Annotated in this window: 8 protein-coding genes; 5 read left to right on the top strand and 3 right to left on the bottom strand. The window is 64.0% G+C overall.

Annotated features, from left to right (window positions below):
* Positions 1-8: 8 nt before the first annotated feature.
* Positions 9-2,633, bottom strand: coding sequence for an alanine--tRNA ligase (alaS, locus tag DWW03_RS13215; protein WP_181989629.1), 2,625 nt, complete (start codon positions 2,631-2,633; stop codon positions 9-11).
* Positions 2,634-2,729: 96 nt separating this feature from the next.
* On the opposite strand from alaS, the gene DWW03_RS13210 reads away from it, so the two are divergent.
* From DWW03_RS13210 to DWW03_RS13200, 3 genes are all read left to right on the top strand, one after another.
* Positions 2,730-3,752, top strand: coding sequence for a M23 family metallopeptidase (locus DWW03_RS13210; RefSeq protein WP_118406849.1), 1,023 nt, complete (start codon positions 2,730-2,732; stop codon positions 3,750-3,752).
* 1 nt (position 3,753) lies between these two features.
* On the top strand, positions 3,754-4,704 hold the full coding sequence (locus DWW03_RS13205; protein WP_022061567.1) for a M23 family metallopeptidase: 951 nt from the start codon (positions 3,754-3,756) through the stop codon (positions 4,702-4,704).
* Positions 4,705-4,793: 89 nt separating this feature from the next.
* The gene (locus tag DWW03_RS13200; protein ID WP_022061568.1) at positions 4,794-5,432 is read left to right on the top strand and encodes an HAD family hydrolase; all 639 of its coding nucleotides are present in this window, start codon (positions 4,794-4,796) and stop codon (positions 5,430-5,432) included.
* A gap of 224 nt (positions 5,433-5,656) precedes the next feature.
* On the opposite strand, the gene DWW03_RS13195 is transcribed toward DWW03_RS13200, so the two are convergent.
* Positions 5,657-8,497: a PD-(D/E)XK nuclease family protein gene (locus tag DWW03_RS13195; RefSeq protein ID WP_022061569.1), complete on the bottom strand. Its 2,841-nt coding sequence runs from the start codon at positions 8,495-8,497 to the stop codon at positions 5,657-5,659.
* 99 nt (positions 8,498-8,596) lie between these two features.
* Positions 8,597-9,298 (bottom strand): GIN domain-containing protein, encoded by a 702-nt coding sequence (locus DWW03_RS13190; protein WP_015545995.1) that lies wholly within the window; start codon positions 9,296-9,298, stop codon positions 8,597-8,599.
* A 95-nt stretch (positions 9,299-9,393) separates the two neighbouring features.
* Here DWW03_RS13190 and DWW03_RS13185 point away from each other — a divergent pair, with 95 nt between their 5' ends.
* Together DWW03_RS13185 and DWW03_RS13180 are read left to right on the top strand one after the other, a co-directional pair.
* Positions 9,394-12,540, top strand: coding sequence for a UvrD-helicase domain-containing protein (locus DWW03_RS13185; RefSeq protein WP_118406848.1), 3,147 nt, complete (start codon positions 9,394-9,396; stop codon positions 12,538-12,540).
* The gene (locus DWW03_RS13180) at positions 12,537-14,234 is read left to right on the top strand and encodes an ABC transporter ATP-binding protein (protein ID WP_118406847.1); all 1,698 of its coding nucleotides are present in this window, start codon (positions 12,537-12,539) and stop codon (positions 14,232-14,234) included. The genes DWW03_RS13185 and DWW03_RS13180 overlap by 4 nt, the downstream gene beginning before the upstream one ends.
* Positions 14,235-14,302 lie beyond the last annotated feature (68 nt).

Here is a 14,302-nt window from a genome sequence, read left to right as displayed (position 1 = left end):
CCACACAATTATTTCACCTGCGCCCCGATCAGCTCCACAGCCTTGTCGATGGCGGCCTGCAAACCGTCGGGGTTCTTGCCGCCGGCCGTCGCGAAGAAGGCCTGTCCGCCTCCGCCGCCCTGCATCAGCTTCGCGGCCTCGCGCACGACGGCTCCGGCATTCACGCCGCAGGCCGTGATCTCGTCGCCCAGCATCACCGTCAGCGTCGGTTTCCCGTCCCAGACGGAACCCACGACGAAGACCAGCCTGGGCGAACGCTGGCGCAGGTTGTAGGCCAGGTCCTTCACGAAGTCGGGACGGCGGTCGGTCTGCGTGGCGAAAAGCTGCATGCCGTGACGCTCGGGCGTCGATGCGGCGATCTTGTCGGCCCACTGGGCCACCTGCTCGCGGCGCATCGACTCGACCTCCTTCGAGAGGGTCTCGTTGCTTTCGAGCATCTTCTTCACGGCCTGCACGACCTGCGGGTTATTGAGGTATTCGGCGATGTTGCGCATCGTGTCCTCGGCGGCATAGAGCACCTTCTCGGCCTGCTCGCCCGTAACGGCCTCGATACGGCGCACGCCGGCCGAAATGGCGCTCTCCGAGAGAATCTTGAAGAAGCCGATATTGCCCGTGGCGCCGGTGTGCGTACCGCCGCACAGTTCGACCGACGACCCGAAGCGGACCATGCGGACCTTGTCGCCGTATTTCTCGCCGAAGAGCATCATCGCACCGCACTTCTCGGCCTCCTCCTTCGTAGCCTCGCGGTTCTCCACGAGCGGATAGTTGGCGCGGATGGCCCGGTTGACGAGTTGCTCCACCTTGCGCAGCTCCTCGGGCGTCACCTTCTGGAAATGCGAGAAGTCGAAACGCAGGATTTCGGGCGTCACCAGCGAACCCTTCTGCTCGACATGCGCGCCGAGCACCTTGCGCAGCGCCTCGTGCATGAGGTGCGTGGCGGTGTGGTTGTTGGCTGCGGCCTGCCGTTTTTCAGGGTCCACCCGGGCCGTAAATTCGGCCGCGGGGTTCTCCGGGAGCTGGTTCACGATATGGATGATCAGGCCGTTCTCCTTCTCGGTGGCCACGACCGGAATGCGCTCGTTGGCGCTCTCGATCATACCGATGTCGCCGACCTGGCCGCCCGAGTTGCCGTAGAACGGCGTGCGGTCGAAAACCAGCTGGTACGACGTCTTGCCCTTCGACGTGACGCGGCGGTAGCGTGCGATGCGGACCTTCTCGGTCAGCGTGTCGTAGCCCGTGAAGATGCTCTCGCGGATGGGGAACAGCTCCACCCAGTCGTCGGTGTCGACGGCGGCGGCGTTGCGCGAACGCTCCTTCTGGGCCTGCAACTCCTTCTCGAAGGCGGCGAGGTCCACGCCGACGCCCTGTTCGCGGGCGATCAGCTCCGTGAGGTCGATCGGGAAACCGAACGTATCGTAGAGTTCGAAGGCGTCCTTGCCCGAAATAAGCTCCTTGCCTTCGCCTTTGGTTCTGGAGATCACGCCGTCCAGCAGGTTGATGCCCGTGGCGAGCGTGCGCAGGAACGAGGACTCCTCCTCCTCGATCACTTTTTCGATCAGTCCCTGCTGGGCCTTCAGCTCGGGGAACTGGCCGCCCATCTGCCCGACCAGTCCGGGAACCAGGCGGCAGAGCGTCGGCTCGGTAAAGCCGAGGTAGGTGTAGCCGTAGCGCACGGCGCGGCGCAGGATGCGGCGGATGACATAGCCCGCCTTGACGTTCGACGGCAGCTGGCCGTCGGCGATCGAGAAGGCGATGGCGCGCAGGTGGTCGGCGATCACGCGCATGGCCACGTCGGCCTTCCGGTCCTCGCCGTATTTCTTGCCCGACATCTCCGCGATGCGGCCGATCGTGGGCTGGAAAACGTCGGTGTCGTAGTTCGACTTCTTGCCCTGGAGGATCATGCAGAGGCGCTCGAAGCCCATGCCCGTGTCGACGTTGCGCGCGGGAAGTTCCTCCAGCGAGCCGTTTGCCTTGCGGTTGAACTGCATGAAGACGAGGTTCCAGATCTCGATCACCTGCGGATGGCTCGCGTTGACCATCTCGCGGCCCGGTTTGGCGGCGATCTCCGCCTCGTCGCGCAGGTCGAAGTGGATTTCCGAGCAGGGTCCGCAGGGTCCCGTCTCGCCCATCTCCCAGAAATTATCGTGCTTGTTGCCGCGGATGATATGGTCCGCGGGCAGGTACCGGAGCCAGTAGTCGTAAGCCTCCTGATCGAACGGCACGCCGTCCTCCTCCGAACCTTCGAACACCGTGGCGTACATCCGCTCGGCGGGCAGTCCGTAGACGCCGTGGAGCAGTTCCCAGGCCCACTCGATCGCCTCCTTCTTGAAGTAATCGCCGTAGGACCAGTTGCCCAGCATCTCGAACATCGTATGGTGGTAGGTGTCGTGGCCGACCTCCTCCAGGTCGTTGTGCTTGCCCGAAACGCGCAGACATTTCTGCGTATCGGCCGCACGCGGATACTTGCGGGGGGCGTTGCCCAGGAAGATGTCCTTGAACTGGTTCATGCCCGCGTTGGTGAACATCAGCGTGGGGTCGCCCTTGACGACCATCGGGGCCGAAGGCACGATAGCATGCCCTTTCGACTCGAAGAAGTCGAGAAAGGCCTGACGAATTTTATTTGACTCCATGATATATTGATTTATCCTATTTTCACGTTCTTGATTTCGGGTTGCAAAATTACACATTTTAAACTAAATTTGCATCCTATTAAAGGAGATTTTTCCGCGATGGGCGAAAAAGGACACAGATTCGGAACCGAAACGCTTCGGACAGGCGCAGAGGAGCTGACACACGAGGCGCAGGTTCTCACGCACGGCGTGATGACGGCCCCGTTCCGGCTCCGCACCTACCGTCTGATCCGCAAGATCCTGATCGGATTCATCCTCGTGTCGATCGCCAACGTCCTCTTCTCCTACTTCTTCTACACGCCCAAGATGTACCGCATCCTGCGCGACAACCGCGAGACGGTGATCAAATACCGCATTCTCCAGGACCGCATCCGCACCGCCCAGCAGCGCGTCGACGAAATACGCCACCGCGACAACTACGTCTACCGCTCGCTCTTCTCGACCGACACGCTCTCGATCCCGGGCGTGTGGCAACCCTACCCCGATTCGAAATACGCCCCGCTCGCCGACGACGACTACGCCCCGCTGATGGTCGGGACATGGCGGCAGCTGGACGCGCTGGCCCGGACGATCTACCTCGAATCGGTGTCGTTCGACGAATTGCAGCAGTTCTCGAAGAACAAGGAGCAGCTCTCGGCAGCCGTCCCGGCCATCTGGCCCATCGACCGCTCGGCGCTGCACAACAACCACATCGGCGCCTTCAGCGCGCGCCGCATGCACCCCGTGCTGGGCTACATCCGCCCCCACACGGGCATCGACTTCGGCTGCGACCGCGGCACTCCGGTCTATGCCACGGGCGACGCCGTGGTCGAAACAGCCTCGGCCAGCGGCTTCAACGGCGGCTACGGCAAGCAGGTGCTGCTCAACCACGAATTCGGTTACAAGACGCGCTACGCCCACCTGAACGAGGTGCTCGTGAAACCCGGCGAGCGCGTCACGCGCGGCCAGATCATCGCCCGGACGGGCAACACGGGGCGTTCGACGGGTCCCCACCTCCACTACGAGGTGATCCACAAGGGCGTGCCCGTCAACCCGATCAACTATTTCAACCGCAACATGACCCCCGAGGAGTACGAACGCCTGATGGAGAACATGCGCGAGACCAACTTCGAAAAGCTCTGACATGGCAGGTAAAAAGGATTTAGAGCGTCTGCGCAGGCGCAGGCGGCGCAAGCAGCGGATCATCCGCGCCACGGTCCACCTTTTCGTGTGGCTGGGGATGGCGGTGCTCTACTACGTGGGCTTCTCGGTCTTCTTCGACACGCCGTTCGAATACCAGATGAAGCACTCGACCGACCGCCTGCGCCGCGAATACGAGGCGCTGTCCGCCCGGTACGACTCGCTCTCGACCGTTCTGGGAAACCTTTCGGAACGCGACCGCAACGTTTTCCGCATCCTCTTCGAGTCGGAGCCGTACGATTTCGACTCGGAGCACGAACAGCGGCAGAGTTCGACCTACGAAAAGATCGTGGGCCGCTCGACGCGCCAGCTCAAACGCGAACTGCGCGAGAGGGTGAACGAGATGGAACGACAGCTCGAAACGCTCAACGCCTCGTACCTCGAACTGCAGGCGCGCATCGACACGGCGGGCCGCAGGTGCGACAACATCCCCTCGATCCAGCCCGTGATCAACAAGCAGCTGACGCTGCTCACAGCCTCCTACGGCATGCGCATCCACCCCTTCTACAAGACGCTGCAATCGCATCAGGGCGTGGATTACACCATCCCCGAGGGTTCGCGCGTCTTCGCCACGGCCGACGGCGTGGTGCGCGACGCGGCGCAGCGCAACTCGACGCAGGGCCAGACCGTGGTGATCGACCACGGCAACGGCTACGAAACCTCGTACAGCCACCTCTCGAAGATCAACGTCCGCAAGGGCCAGACCGTGCGGCGGGGCGACATCATCGCCCTCTCGGGCGACACGGGCCTTTCGCTGGCCCCCCACCTCCACTACGAAGTGCGGCTCGACGGCATGCGCGTCGACCCGATCCACTATTTCTTCATGGAGCTGACCCCCACCGAGTACCAACGCCTGATGCGCATCGCCCAGACCGGCATGCAGTCGTTCGACTGACCCGGCCAAGAGCCGGGATTCAGGCGGCAACGAGCCTTTGGAACGAGTCATAGCCGATACACGCCTTCGACCGAATAGCAAACCGAAAAATGGAAAATTCTGAAATCCGCCTTCTTCTGCTCGATTTCGACGGCACGCTGGCCGACACCCGGCGGGCCAACACGCTCTCCTACGTCGCGGCCCTCGGCGAGGCGGGCTACACGCTCACCGAGGAGGAGTACGCCGCCAATTACTTCGGAATGCGGTGCAACGAGTTTCTCACACGCTTCGGAATCGCCGACCCCGCCGAACGCGAGCGGCTGCGGCTTCGCAAGATCGCCCTCTACCCCACGTTTTTCGACACCGTGCGGCTCAACGAACCCCTGTGGACGTTCTGCCGGCAGTTCCGCGCCGGCAGCGGCCGCGTGTGGGTGGTCTCGACGGGCAGCCGGGCCAACATCGACAACGTGATGCGCCACCTGGGAATCGGCGGCCCCACGGCAGAGGGCGGGGTCTCCGAAACGGGCTTCCATTCCGGCGTAACGGACCCCGCAGCGCCGCTGGGCCGTGTCGACGGCATTCTCTCGGGCGCCGACGTGGAGCGTCCGAAACCCGCTCCGGACTGTTTTCTGGAGGCCATGCGCCGCGAAGGCTGCACGCCGCGCGAGACGCTGATCTTCGAGGATTCCGCAATCGGCATCGAGGCGGCACGCCGCAGCGGAGCGTCCTATTTCGTGGTGAAATTGTAGACTTAAATCTTGGAGACAATCCGATCCCGACTCGATGCCGGGGCCGTTAAGCGACGGACCGGCTAAAAGCGCAAGCGGAAGGGACGGGGCGCGTGCGCCCCCGCGAATAGTCGCCCGGAGCCAGCGTTAGCCGGTTCGTCGCAGGCAAAGGCATCCGTCGGGGAGTTTTTGGTACTTTTTGCGGAAAAAAGTACATGAAATCCCGCGGCCGCAGGCCGCAAAAACTACCTCTTGCAAATCACGTTGAAATCGCAGAAGTTGCAGGTGTCGGCGTCCTCGCACTGGCGGAAGGGCACCGAGGGATCGTAGAGCTCCGCCAGCGTTTGGCGCACCAACTCCTCGAACCGTTCGGCATAAAGCGTGTAACGTCCGCCGCGGACGCCCGTTTCCCGGTCGTCGAGCGTCGGCAGATAGTCGGGACGGTTCATCGCCCGCACGTAGTAGAGCGCGGGTTCGGCGTCGACGCCCCGCGTACGGTAGAGCATCATGGCGTAGAGCAAGGTCTGGAGGATGTTCGAAAGCCGCTGTTTGCCCTCGCCGCGGAAAAGGCTCTCCACCCCGGCGAACTCCAGGTGCGGCGCCCCGGTCTTGTAGTCCACCACACGCAGCGTTCCGTCGTCCAGCGCGTCGATGCGGTCGGCGATGCCCGCGAACTTCATGCAAAGGGGGCGACCCGCCGCCGTGAAATCGAATCCGTATGCCACTTCCCGCTCCAGCCCCGTGACCGTGAAACCGTCGTGCGCCGCATCGTAGGGCATCACCCCGCCCCGCAGATAGCGTGTAACGATGTCTTTGACCAGCAGCAGGTTGCCCGTATAGTCGTCGGTCGTGGCCGCGGGGTCCTGCAAATAATTCTCGTTGATCGCCGCCTCGACCGCCGCGGCGATCTCACCCGTGCGGATCATCGCCCGCAGGGTCTCGCCGGGGTGCGCCTCGCCCACGATCCGGGCATAGAGTTTCTGCACCGCGGCGTGAAGGATCGTGCCGAACATCGGGGCGTCGACCTCCTCGGCGATCTCGTCGTCGGCCTGGAGACGCGCCACGGAGTGAAAATAGAACCGCAGGGGACAGGCCACATAGCGGAAGAAAGCCGTCGGCGAGAGCGTGGCCTTCGATTCTGGGTCGGTGAAGCGTCCGAGACGCTGCATGATCCCCTCGTCCTTGGCCACCTCGATCGGATCGGTCTCGGCGAGGTTGACATCCACACCCACCTCGACCTTCCGGACGGGAAATCCGCTCTCGTAGTCGAGCTGGTAGATGTAGCGGCTCGGTTCGCCCGTCGATTTGTCGTCGGCGTGCGAGCAGTAGAGCATCCACACCCGCCGGGCGCGCTGCACGAGGCGGTAGAAATAGTAGGCGTAAACCCCTTCGTGGTGCTCGGGCGTGGGCAGTCCGTAGGCCGCCCGCAGGTTGTAGGGCACGAACGACGCCTGCGCCATGTGGTTGCCCGGGAAGTTGTCGTCGTTCATCGAGAGCAGAACGACGTTTTCGAAATCGAGGTTGCGGGTTTCGAGGATGCCCATGACCTGCACCCCTTCGAGCGGCTCGCCCTCGTAGGGGATGCGCACGGTCTGCAAATGGCGGCGCAGCAGCGAGGTGTAAACCTCCGTCGTCAACTCGATGTCGCACTCGTCCAGCGAATTGCGGAGTTTGGAAATCTCCTCCGAAATCACGGCCAGAAACTCCACGCGCTGACGCCGGTCGTCGCCCTCGTAGGGCGTCCGGGCCACGGCGGCGACGACCCGCAGCAGCCAGTCGGACAGCTCGCGCCACGCGGCGGCGGGCGAAAAGATCATCCGCAGCAGGTCGTTGCGTCCCAGCCATGCGGCGTCGACCGAAATGCGCCGTTCGCGCACGATCTCGTCCTGCATGGCGCGGGTCTCGCGGGCATCGCTGTCCGCGACGTAGGGGTGCGCGAGAATGCCCACGGCGTCGGCATGGTAGAAAGTGCATCCTGCGCCCTTCGTGCGGCGGTGAGCCTGCAACTCCACGAGGCGTTCGACGAAGGTGTAGGCCAGGCTGGCCCGCAGCGGATAGCCCATCGTGACGTTGACCTTCCCGATCTCGGGCGGCAGGGCGTAGAGCAGCGGCAGGAGCAGGTTTTCATCGGTCAGCACCACGGCGGTGCGCTTGTCCAGCGGCCCCCGTGCGGCCAGTTCCCGCAGGATCGCAGCGGCGTGCTTGCACTGCACGGCGTTCGACACGGCGGCCACGGCGGTCAGCTCCTTCGGACGCTCCATGTTGTCGTGCGACACGTCCCCGCGCGGCGGGAACTGCACGACGTTCTCGCGCACGAACATCCCGGCCTCCTGCTCGGGGCGGTCTTTATAATAGGAGTCGTAATCCCAGTAGAAATCGGTCTCGGCAGCCGTCGAGAGGAAGCGGAATAGCTGTTTCTCGCACTCCGACAGGGCGTTGAATCCCGCCACGACATATTGCCGCGCCTCGGGAAAGGCATACCCCTCGCCGCGGATGCGGTCGGCGGCGGCCCGCTGGACCATGCCGTTGTAGGCGATGCCCAGCTCGGAGAGCCGTTCGCGGAAGCGGGCGTAAACCGGCCCCAGGGTCTTCCAGATCGCCAGGAAGCGGCGCTTCTCCTCCGAGAGATCGGTTTCGTCGGCGAGCGTCGACCAGAAACGCAGGATTTGCAGCTGCGCGGGAGTGAGGTACGAAATGTCGGCCTCGATCTCCTTGATCTCCGAGATGTTGCGGAACAGCATCGCGGCGTCGATCCGGTATTTGTCGATGGTGTCGAAATCCGTCAGGAGCATGTCGCCCCAGAAATAGAACTTGTCGAACGGCTCGGCGTGGTATTCCGAATAGATTTTGTAGAGTTCGGTGATCAGCCGCACGCGGTCCCCGGTGCGGAGTCCCGAAATCTCGGTCGTCAGATCGTCGACCGTCACCCACCGGGGCTGCCACATCGGACGCCCGGCGATGCCCGTCAGGGCGTCGACGAAGAACAGCCGCGCACGCCGCGACGGAAAGAGGATCGCCCTTTCGGAAAGCCCTTCGCCGTAACGGGCATAGAGGTCTTCGGCAACTTCGTGGAGAAAGGTTTTCATATAATGCAAAATTCACAATTCACAATAATTTAGTTTGCAGACGTTCAAAACCGACTTCAGCAAAGTCAAAATTGTGAATTATGAATTATGAATTGCGAATCACTCCACCCTTGTGATGTCGCCGCCCATGAACTTCGCGCCGCTGCGCACAATGGGCGGAGCGCCCTTGTAGGTGATCTTGCCCCCGGTCGAGGTCTTGCCCTGGAAACGGTCGGTCACCCACAGCGCAGCAACGCCCGAACTGGTGACGTTGGCCTCGGCGGCCATCACCTCCAGCCCCGCTGCTTCGAGTTTTCCGGTCGAGACGAACAGCGAAAGGTAGCGCACCGCGCCCGTCAGCGTCGCCGTGCTCTTGCCCGTAAGCTCCATTTTCAGGTCCTTGACATCCATCCGGGCCGTCACCTGCGCCATGCCGCCCACGGTCAGGTCGAGGACCGTGGCCACCAGCGTGCTGTCGAACGTCGCCACGGCGTCGGCAATGGCGACGCGCTCCAGCGAATTGTAATAAACCGTCACCGAAGTGCGGTCGGGCCGGCGGGCGTCGGAGCGTTCCGTGATGCGCAGCACCTTGTCCTTCACCTCGGCGCGGAATTTGGTCGTATAGGAACCTTTGGTGTCGTAGACGATCTTGGGGGCTTCGGTGTCGGGAACCTGCACGAATTTGACGTCGAGCGGCGCCGACACTTCGACGGCTGTAAACGACGTGAGCCATTCGCGGCGTTCCCCGGTTTCGGCGGGCTGCTGCGCCCGGCAGAGCGCTGCGGCGGCCAGCATCACGGCCGTCAGAATCATTTTCTTCATAACAAGATCTTGTTTTAGCTCCGCTAAATTACAAAATTATTGCGAAGTTCGGGATTTGTTTTGTATTTTTACCCATTAAAACGAAATTTCGGACAGTGAGAGCGAAGATTCTGAATGCAAGCGCCGGATCGGGAAAAACCTACCAGCTGGCCTACAAATACGTCCGCGACGTGATCGACCAGCCGGGCCTCTACCGCCACATCCTCGCCGTGACCTTCACGAACAAGGCCACCGAGGAGATGAAATCGCGCATCCTGAAGGAGATCCACCGTCTGGCCTCGGGAGGCGCAAGCCCCTATCTGGAAAACCTCTGCCGCGAGCTGTCGCTCGACGAGCGTTCGGTGCGCAAACGCGCCGCCGAGGTGCGTTCGAAAATCCTGCACGACTACTCGCGCTTCACGGTGCTGACGATCGACACCTTCTTCCAGCGCATCCTGCGGGCCTTCATCAAGGAGCTGGGCATCGACCTCAATTACAACGTCGAGATCGAGACGGCGTCGGTGCTGTCGAAGGGCGCCGACACGCTCATCGAGCAGATCACCGTCGACCGCGACCTGCAACGCTGGCTCACGGAGTTCGTGCAGGAGCGCATCGACGAAGGCCGCAAATGGGACATCCGCGACGGCATCCTTTCGCTCGGCGGCGAGTTGTTCAAGGAAAAGAACAAGGACGCGCTGTCGGTGCCGCGGTCGCGCGAGGAACTGGGCCGGATCGTATCGCGCGCCGCGGCGCAGGCCGAGGCGACCAAAAAGCAATTGCAGCAGACCGCCGCCCGGGCCGTTGCGATCATCTCCCGGGCCGGACTTACGGCCGCCGACTTTTCGGGCAAGAGCCGCAGCTTCGCCAATTATTTCTTCACCGTCGCCGCGGGCGAACTGAAACCCTACGGCGCGACGGTGGCCAAGATGGCCGCCGCGCCCGAGGGCTGGGGCGCCAAGGGATCGCCCGCGCAGGCGCTGGCCCCCGAGCTGCAACCCCTGCTGCGCGAAATGTGCGACATCTACGACGCCAACCGCAAGAGCTGGAACACCTGCGACCTGCTGAAGGAGAACTACCGCAGCTTCGCCCTGCTGTCGGACCTCTACAAGCGGGTGCAGCAGCTGTGCGACGAGCAGAACATGATGCTCCTCTCGGAAACCAAATACGTCCTCTCGGAGTTCATCGGCCACAACGACGCGCCGTTCATCTACGAGAAGGTGGGCAACCGTTTCGAGCGTTTTATGATCGACGAATTCCAGGACACCTCCCTGAAGGAGTGGGAAAACTTCCTGCCCCTGCTGCAAAACGCCATGGCGCAGTCGGAGGAGACCTCGGTGCTGATCGTGGGCGACATCAAGCAGTCGATCTACCGCTGGCGGGGCGGCGACTGGAAAATCCTCCACGGCGAGGCCCAGCAGGCGCTGGGCGCGGGCGACACCCAAGTCGAGGTGCTGCGGGAGAACTGGCGGAGCCTCCCCGCGGTGGTCGCCTTCAACAACCGCATCATCGAACGGATCGTCGCCGCGGACAACCGTGCGCTGAACGAAACCCTCGCAAAGGCCTCCGAGGAGGGTTCCGTCGATCCCGCGGAGGCCGCCGCGCTGCGCGACACCCTCGCCGACGCCTACCGCGGACATGCCCAGCTCCCGCGCCGCAAGGCCGAACACCCGGGCTACGTCTCGGTCGAGACCTTCGCCGAGCGGCCGCCCGTCGTGGAGCGCATCTGCGCGCTGATCGACAAGAGATTCCGGCCGTGCGACATTATGATCCTCGTGCGCGGGGCCACCGACGGCGCGAAGGTCGCCGCCGAACTGCTCGACTTCAAACGCCGCAACAAAGACCCGCGCTACCGTTTCGACGTGATGACCCAGGAGGCTCTGATCGTGGGCAACGCCCCCGTCAGCTCGTTCATCGCCGCGGCCCTGCGGCTGGCGCTCAACCCCGACGACTCGCTCTCGCGCGCCGTCTACAACCACTACCTCGGCCGCCCGTTCGACCGGCCGCTCGACGATTCGGAACGCGATTTTTTCCGCTCGGTGCGGCTCCTGTCGCCCGAGGAGGCGTTCGAGCGGATCGTCATGCGGCACGCCCTGCAAGGCGACCGTCGGCAGACGGCCTACCTCCAGGCCATCCACGAGCAGATCATCTCGTTCTGCGCGACGAAAATCGCCGACATAGCGCTGTTCCTCCGCTGGTGGGAGGAGACGGGCAAAAACCGCTCGCTGTCGGTCGAGGAGAGCGCCACGACGGTCGAGATCACCACCATCCACAAGGCCAAGGGGCTTGAAAAGCGGGCCGTGCTCATCCCCTACTGCTCGTGGTCGCCGGACCCCAAGTCGAGCGGTACGGTGCAGAACATCGTCTGGGCCGAGGCGCGCGGCGACGGAGCCGAAGCGATCGGCCGCTTCCCGGTGAAGTACAAGAAGGCGATGGCCGAATCGGGCTTCTCGTCGGAGTACTACCGCGAGCTGGTCTACGCCCACGTCGACAACGTCAACCTGCTGTACGTGGCCCTCACGCGCGCCGCCGAGTCGCTGCACGTCTTCATCCCGCAGAAGGGCGGCCGCACGGTCGGGGGGCTGCTGCTCCAGAGCATCGCAACCGACGGCGACAAGGCCCTGCTGGGCGACTTCGAAGGCCGCTGCACCATCGACGAAGCGGGCGAACACTTCGCTTTCGGGGAGTTCGCAGGCCCCGTCGCGGGCGGTTCGAAACGCTCCGAGGCCGAGCACGTCATTCTGGAGGAGTACCCCACGGCGCAGGCCGACCTGCGGCTGCGGCTCCCCTCGCAACGCTATTTCGAGGACGGCGGCGAGGTCGAGCTCTCGCCCCGGAACCTCGGCATCCTGATGCACAGGGCCTTCGAGCAGGCCGACGACGAGGCCGGAATCCACGAGGCCGTGCGCGGCATGCAGGCCGACGGCACGCTGTCCGAAGCCGATGCCGCGACCCTGCGGCAGATGATCGCCCGGGCCTTGGAACACCCCGAGGTGCGCGAATGGTTCGGCGGAGGCTGGGAGCGCGTGCGCAACGAAAACGAAATCATCATCCCCGGAAGAGGGTCGACGCGGCGTCCCGACCGCGTGATGATCGACGGACGCCGGGTCGTCGTCGTCGACTACAAGTTCGGCCTGCGCGACGCCGAACGCCACCGCCGGCAAATGCGCGAATACCTCCGCCTGCTGGGCGAAATGGGTTATGCCCCGGCCGAGGGGTATCTGTGGTATGTGAAACTGGGTAAAATCGAAAAAGTGGAGCCATGAGAAGCATCCTCCGAAGCCTTCCCGCCGCATTCCGCCGCCGGGGTCTCCGCATCGCCGCGACCCTCGTGCTGCGCGCCGTGCTGAACCTGGCGGGACTCGCGGCCCTGCTGCCGGTGCTGACGCTGGTGCTCGACCCCGCGGGATTCGAGGGCGACGGGCCGCTGGCGACGGTCTACGTCTGGTCGGGCGTCGCCTCGCCGCGCACGTTCGCACTCGCGGTCTGCGGGGCCGTCGTGGGGTTCATCGTCCTCAAATGCGGCGTCAACTTCCTGCTGGCACGCGCCGAACGCCGCTACATCTACGACCTCTACCGCACCCTTTCGCGCCGCCTCTACATCGCCTACCACGACCGGGGTCTGGCCTTCATCAACAATTCGAACTCCTCGGTGCTGGCGCGCAACGTCAACGTCGTCTGCCTGGCATTCGCCGCCGGGGTCCTGCGCCCCGCCGCCGCGATGATCGCCGAGGCGATGCTCTTCGTCCTGCTGTTCGCCTCGCTGGCTCTCTACACGCCCCTCGCGGCGCTGCTCTCCGTCGTGATCTTCCTCCCCGCGGTGTGGCTCTACTACGCGCTGGTCCGCAACCGCATCAACCGTTACGGCGAACAGGAGAACCGCGCCCAGCGCGAGAAGTCGCGCCTCGTGGCCGAGACCTTCCGGGGATACGCCGACATCGAGTTGAGCGACGCCTTCCCGGGGATGCTCCGCGCCTTCGACCGCACGATGGACGAAGTGGTGCGCACCCGCTCGCGCGAGGCCGACATCGGCCAGCTGCCCCAACTCTTCACCGAGATCGGGCTTGCCGTGGGCATGGCCCTGCTGGCGGCCGTGAGCTTCGGCGGCGGGCAGTCGCAGCTGCTGTTCGGCGTCTTCGCCGTGGCGGCCCTGCGGCTGATGCCCTCCGTGCGCGGCATCATGTCGGGCTGGGCCACGATCCGCTACAACCGCTACACCATCCCCATCCTGCGCGAAGCGGCCCTCCACGAGCCGGCCTCCGCGCACCCCGGGGTCCCGACGCGCGAAACGCTGCCCTTCGAGCGCGAAATCTCGGTCCGCAACCTCTCGTTCCGCTTCACCGAAGAGAGCCGGGAGCTTTTCCACGGCCTCACGCTGACCATCCGCAAGGGCGAACGCATCGGCATCCGCGGGGCGTCGGGCGCAGGCAAGACCACCCTTTTCAACCTCCTGCTGGGCCTTTACGAACCCACGTCGGGAGAAATCGCCGTCGACGGCACGCCCCTCACCGCCGCAAACCGCCGGGCATGGCAGAACCGCATCGGCTATGTCTCGCAGCGTCTGTTCCTCACCGACGGAACATTCGCGGCCAACGTCGCACCGGGCGTCCCGGCCGCCGAAATCAACCGCCGGCGGGTCACCGAAGCCCTCGAAGCGGCCCAGCTGGGCGAATTCATCGCTTCGCTGCCCCTGGGGATCGACACCCCCGTCGGCGAATGCGGCAGCCGCCTCTCGGGCGGACAGCGGCAGCGCATCGGCATCGCACGCGCCCTCTACCGCCGCGCCGACGTGCTTTTCTTCGACGAGGCGACCTCGGCGCTCGACAGCCGCACCGAAGGGGAGATCAACCGTTCGATCGCCGCGATCGCCGCACGGAATCCGGGCCTTACGCTGCTGGTGATCGCCCACCGCGAAACCTCGCTCGAATACTGCGACCGAATCATAACGCTGGAAAAATAAGATGAAGAACCGGAAGCCGTCCCTTATTCCCATCTGCCAGCCGCGACCCACTCCCAGCGAGGGAGAGG

The sequence above is a fragment of the Alistipes sp. AF14-19 genome, from assembly GCF_003461645.1.
Classification (GTDB): domain Bacteria; phylum Bacteroidota; class Bacteroidia; order Bacteroidales; family Rikenellaceae; genus Alistipes; species Alistipes shahii.
This window is presented reverse-complemented; position numbering and strand designations above follow the sequence as displayed.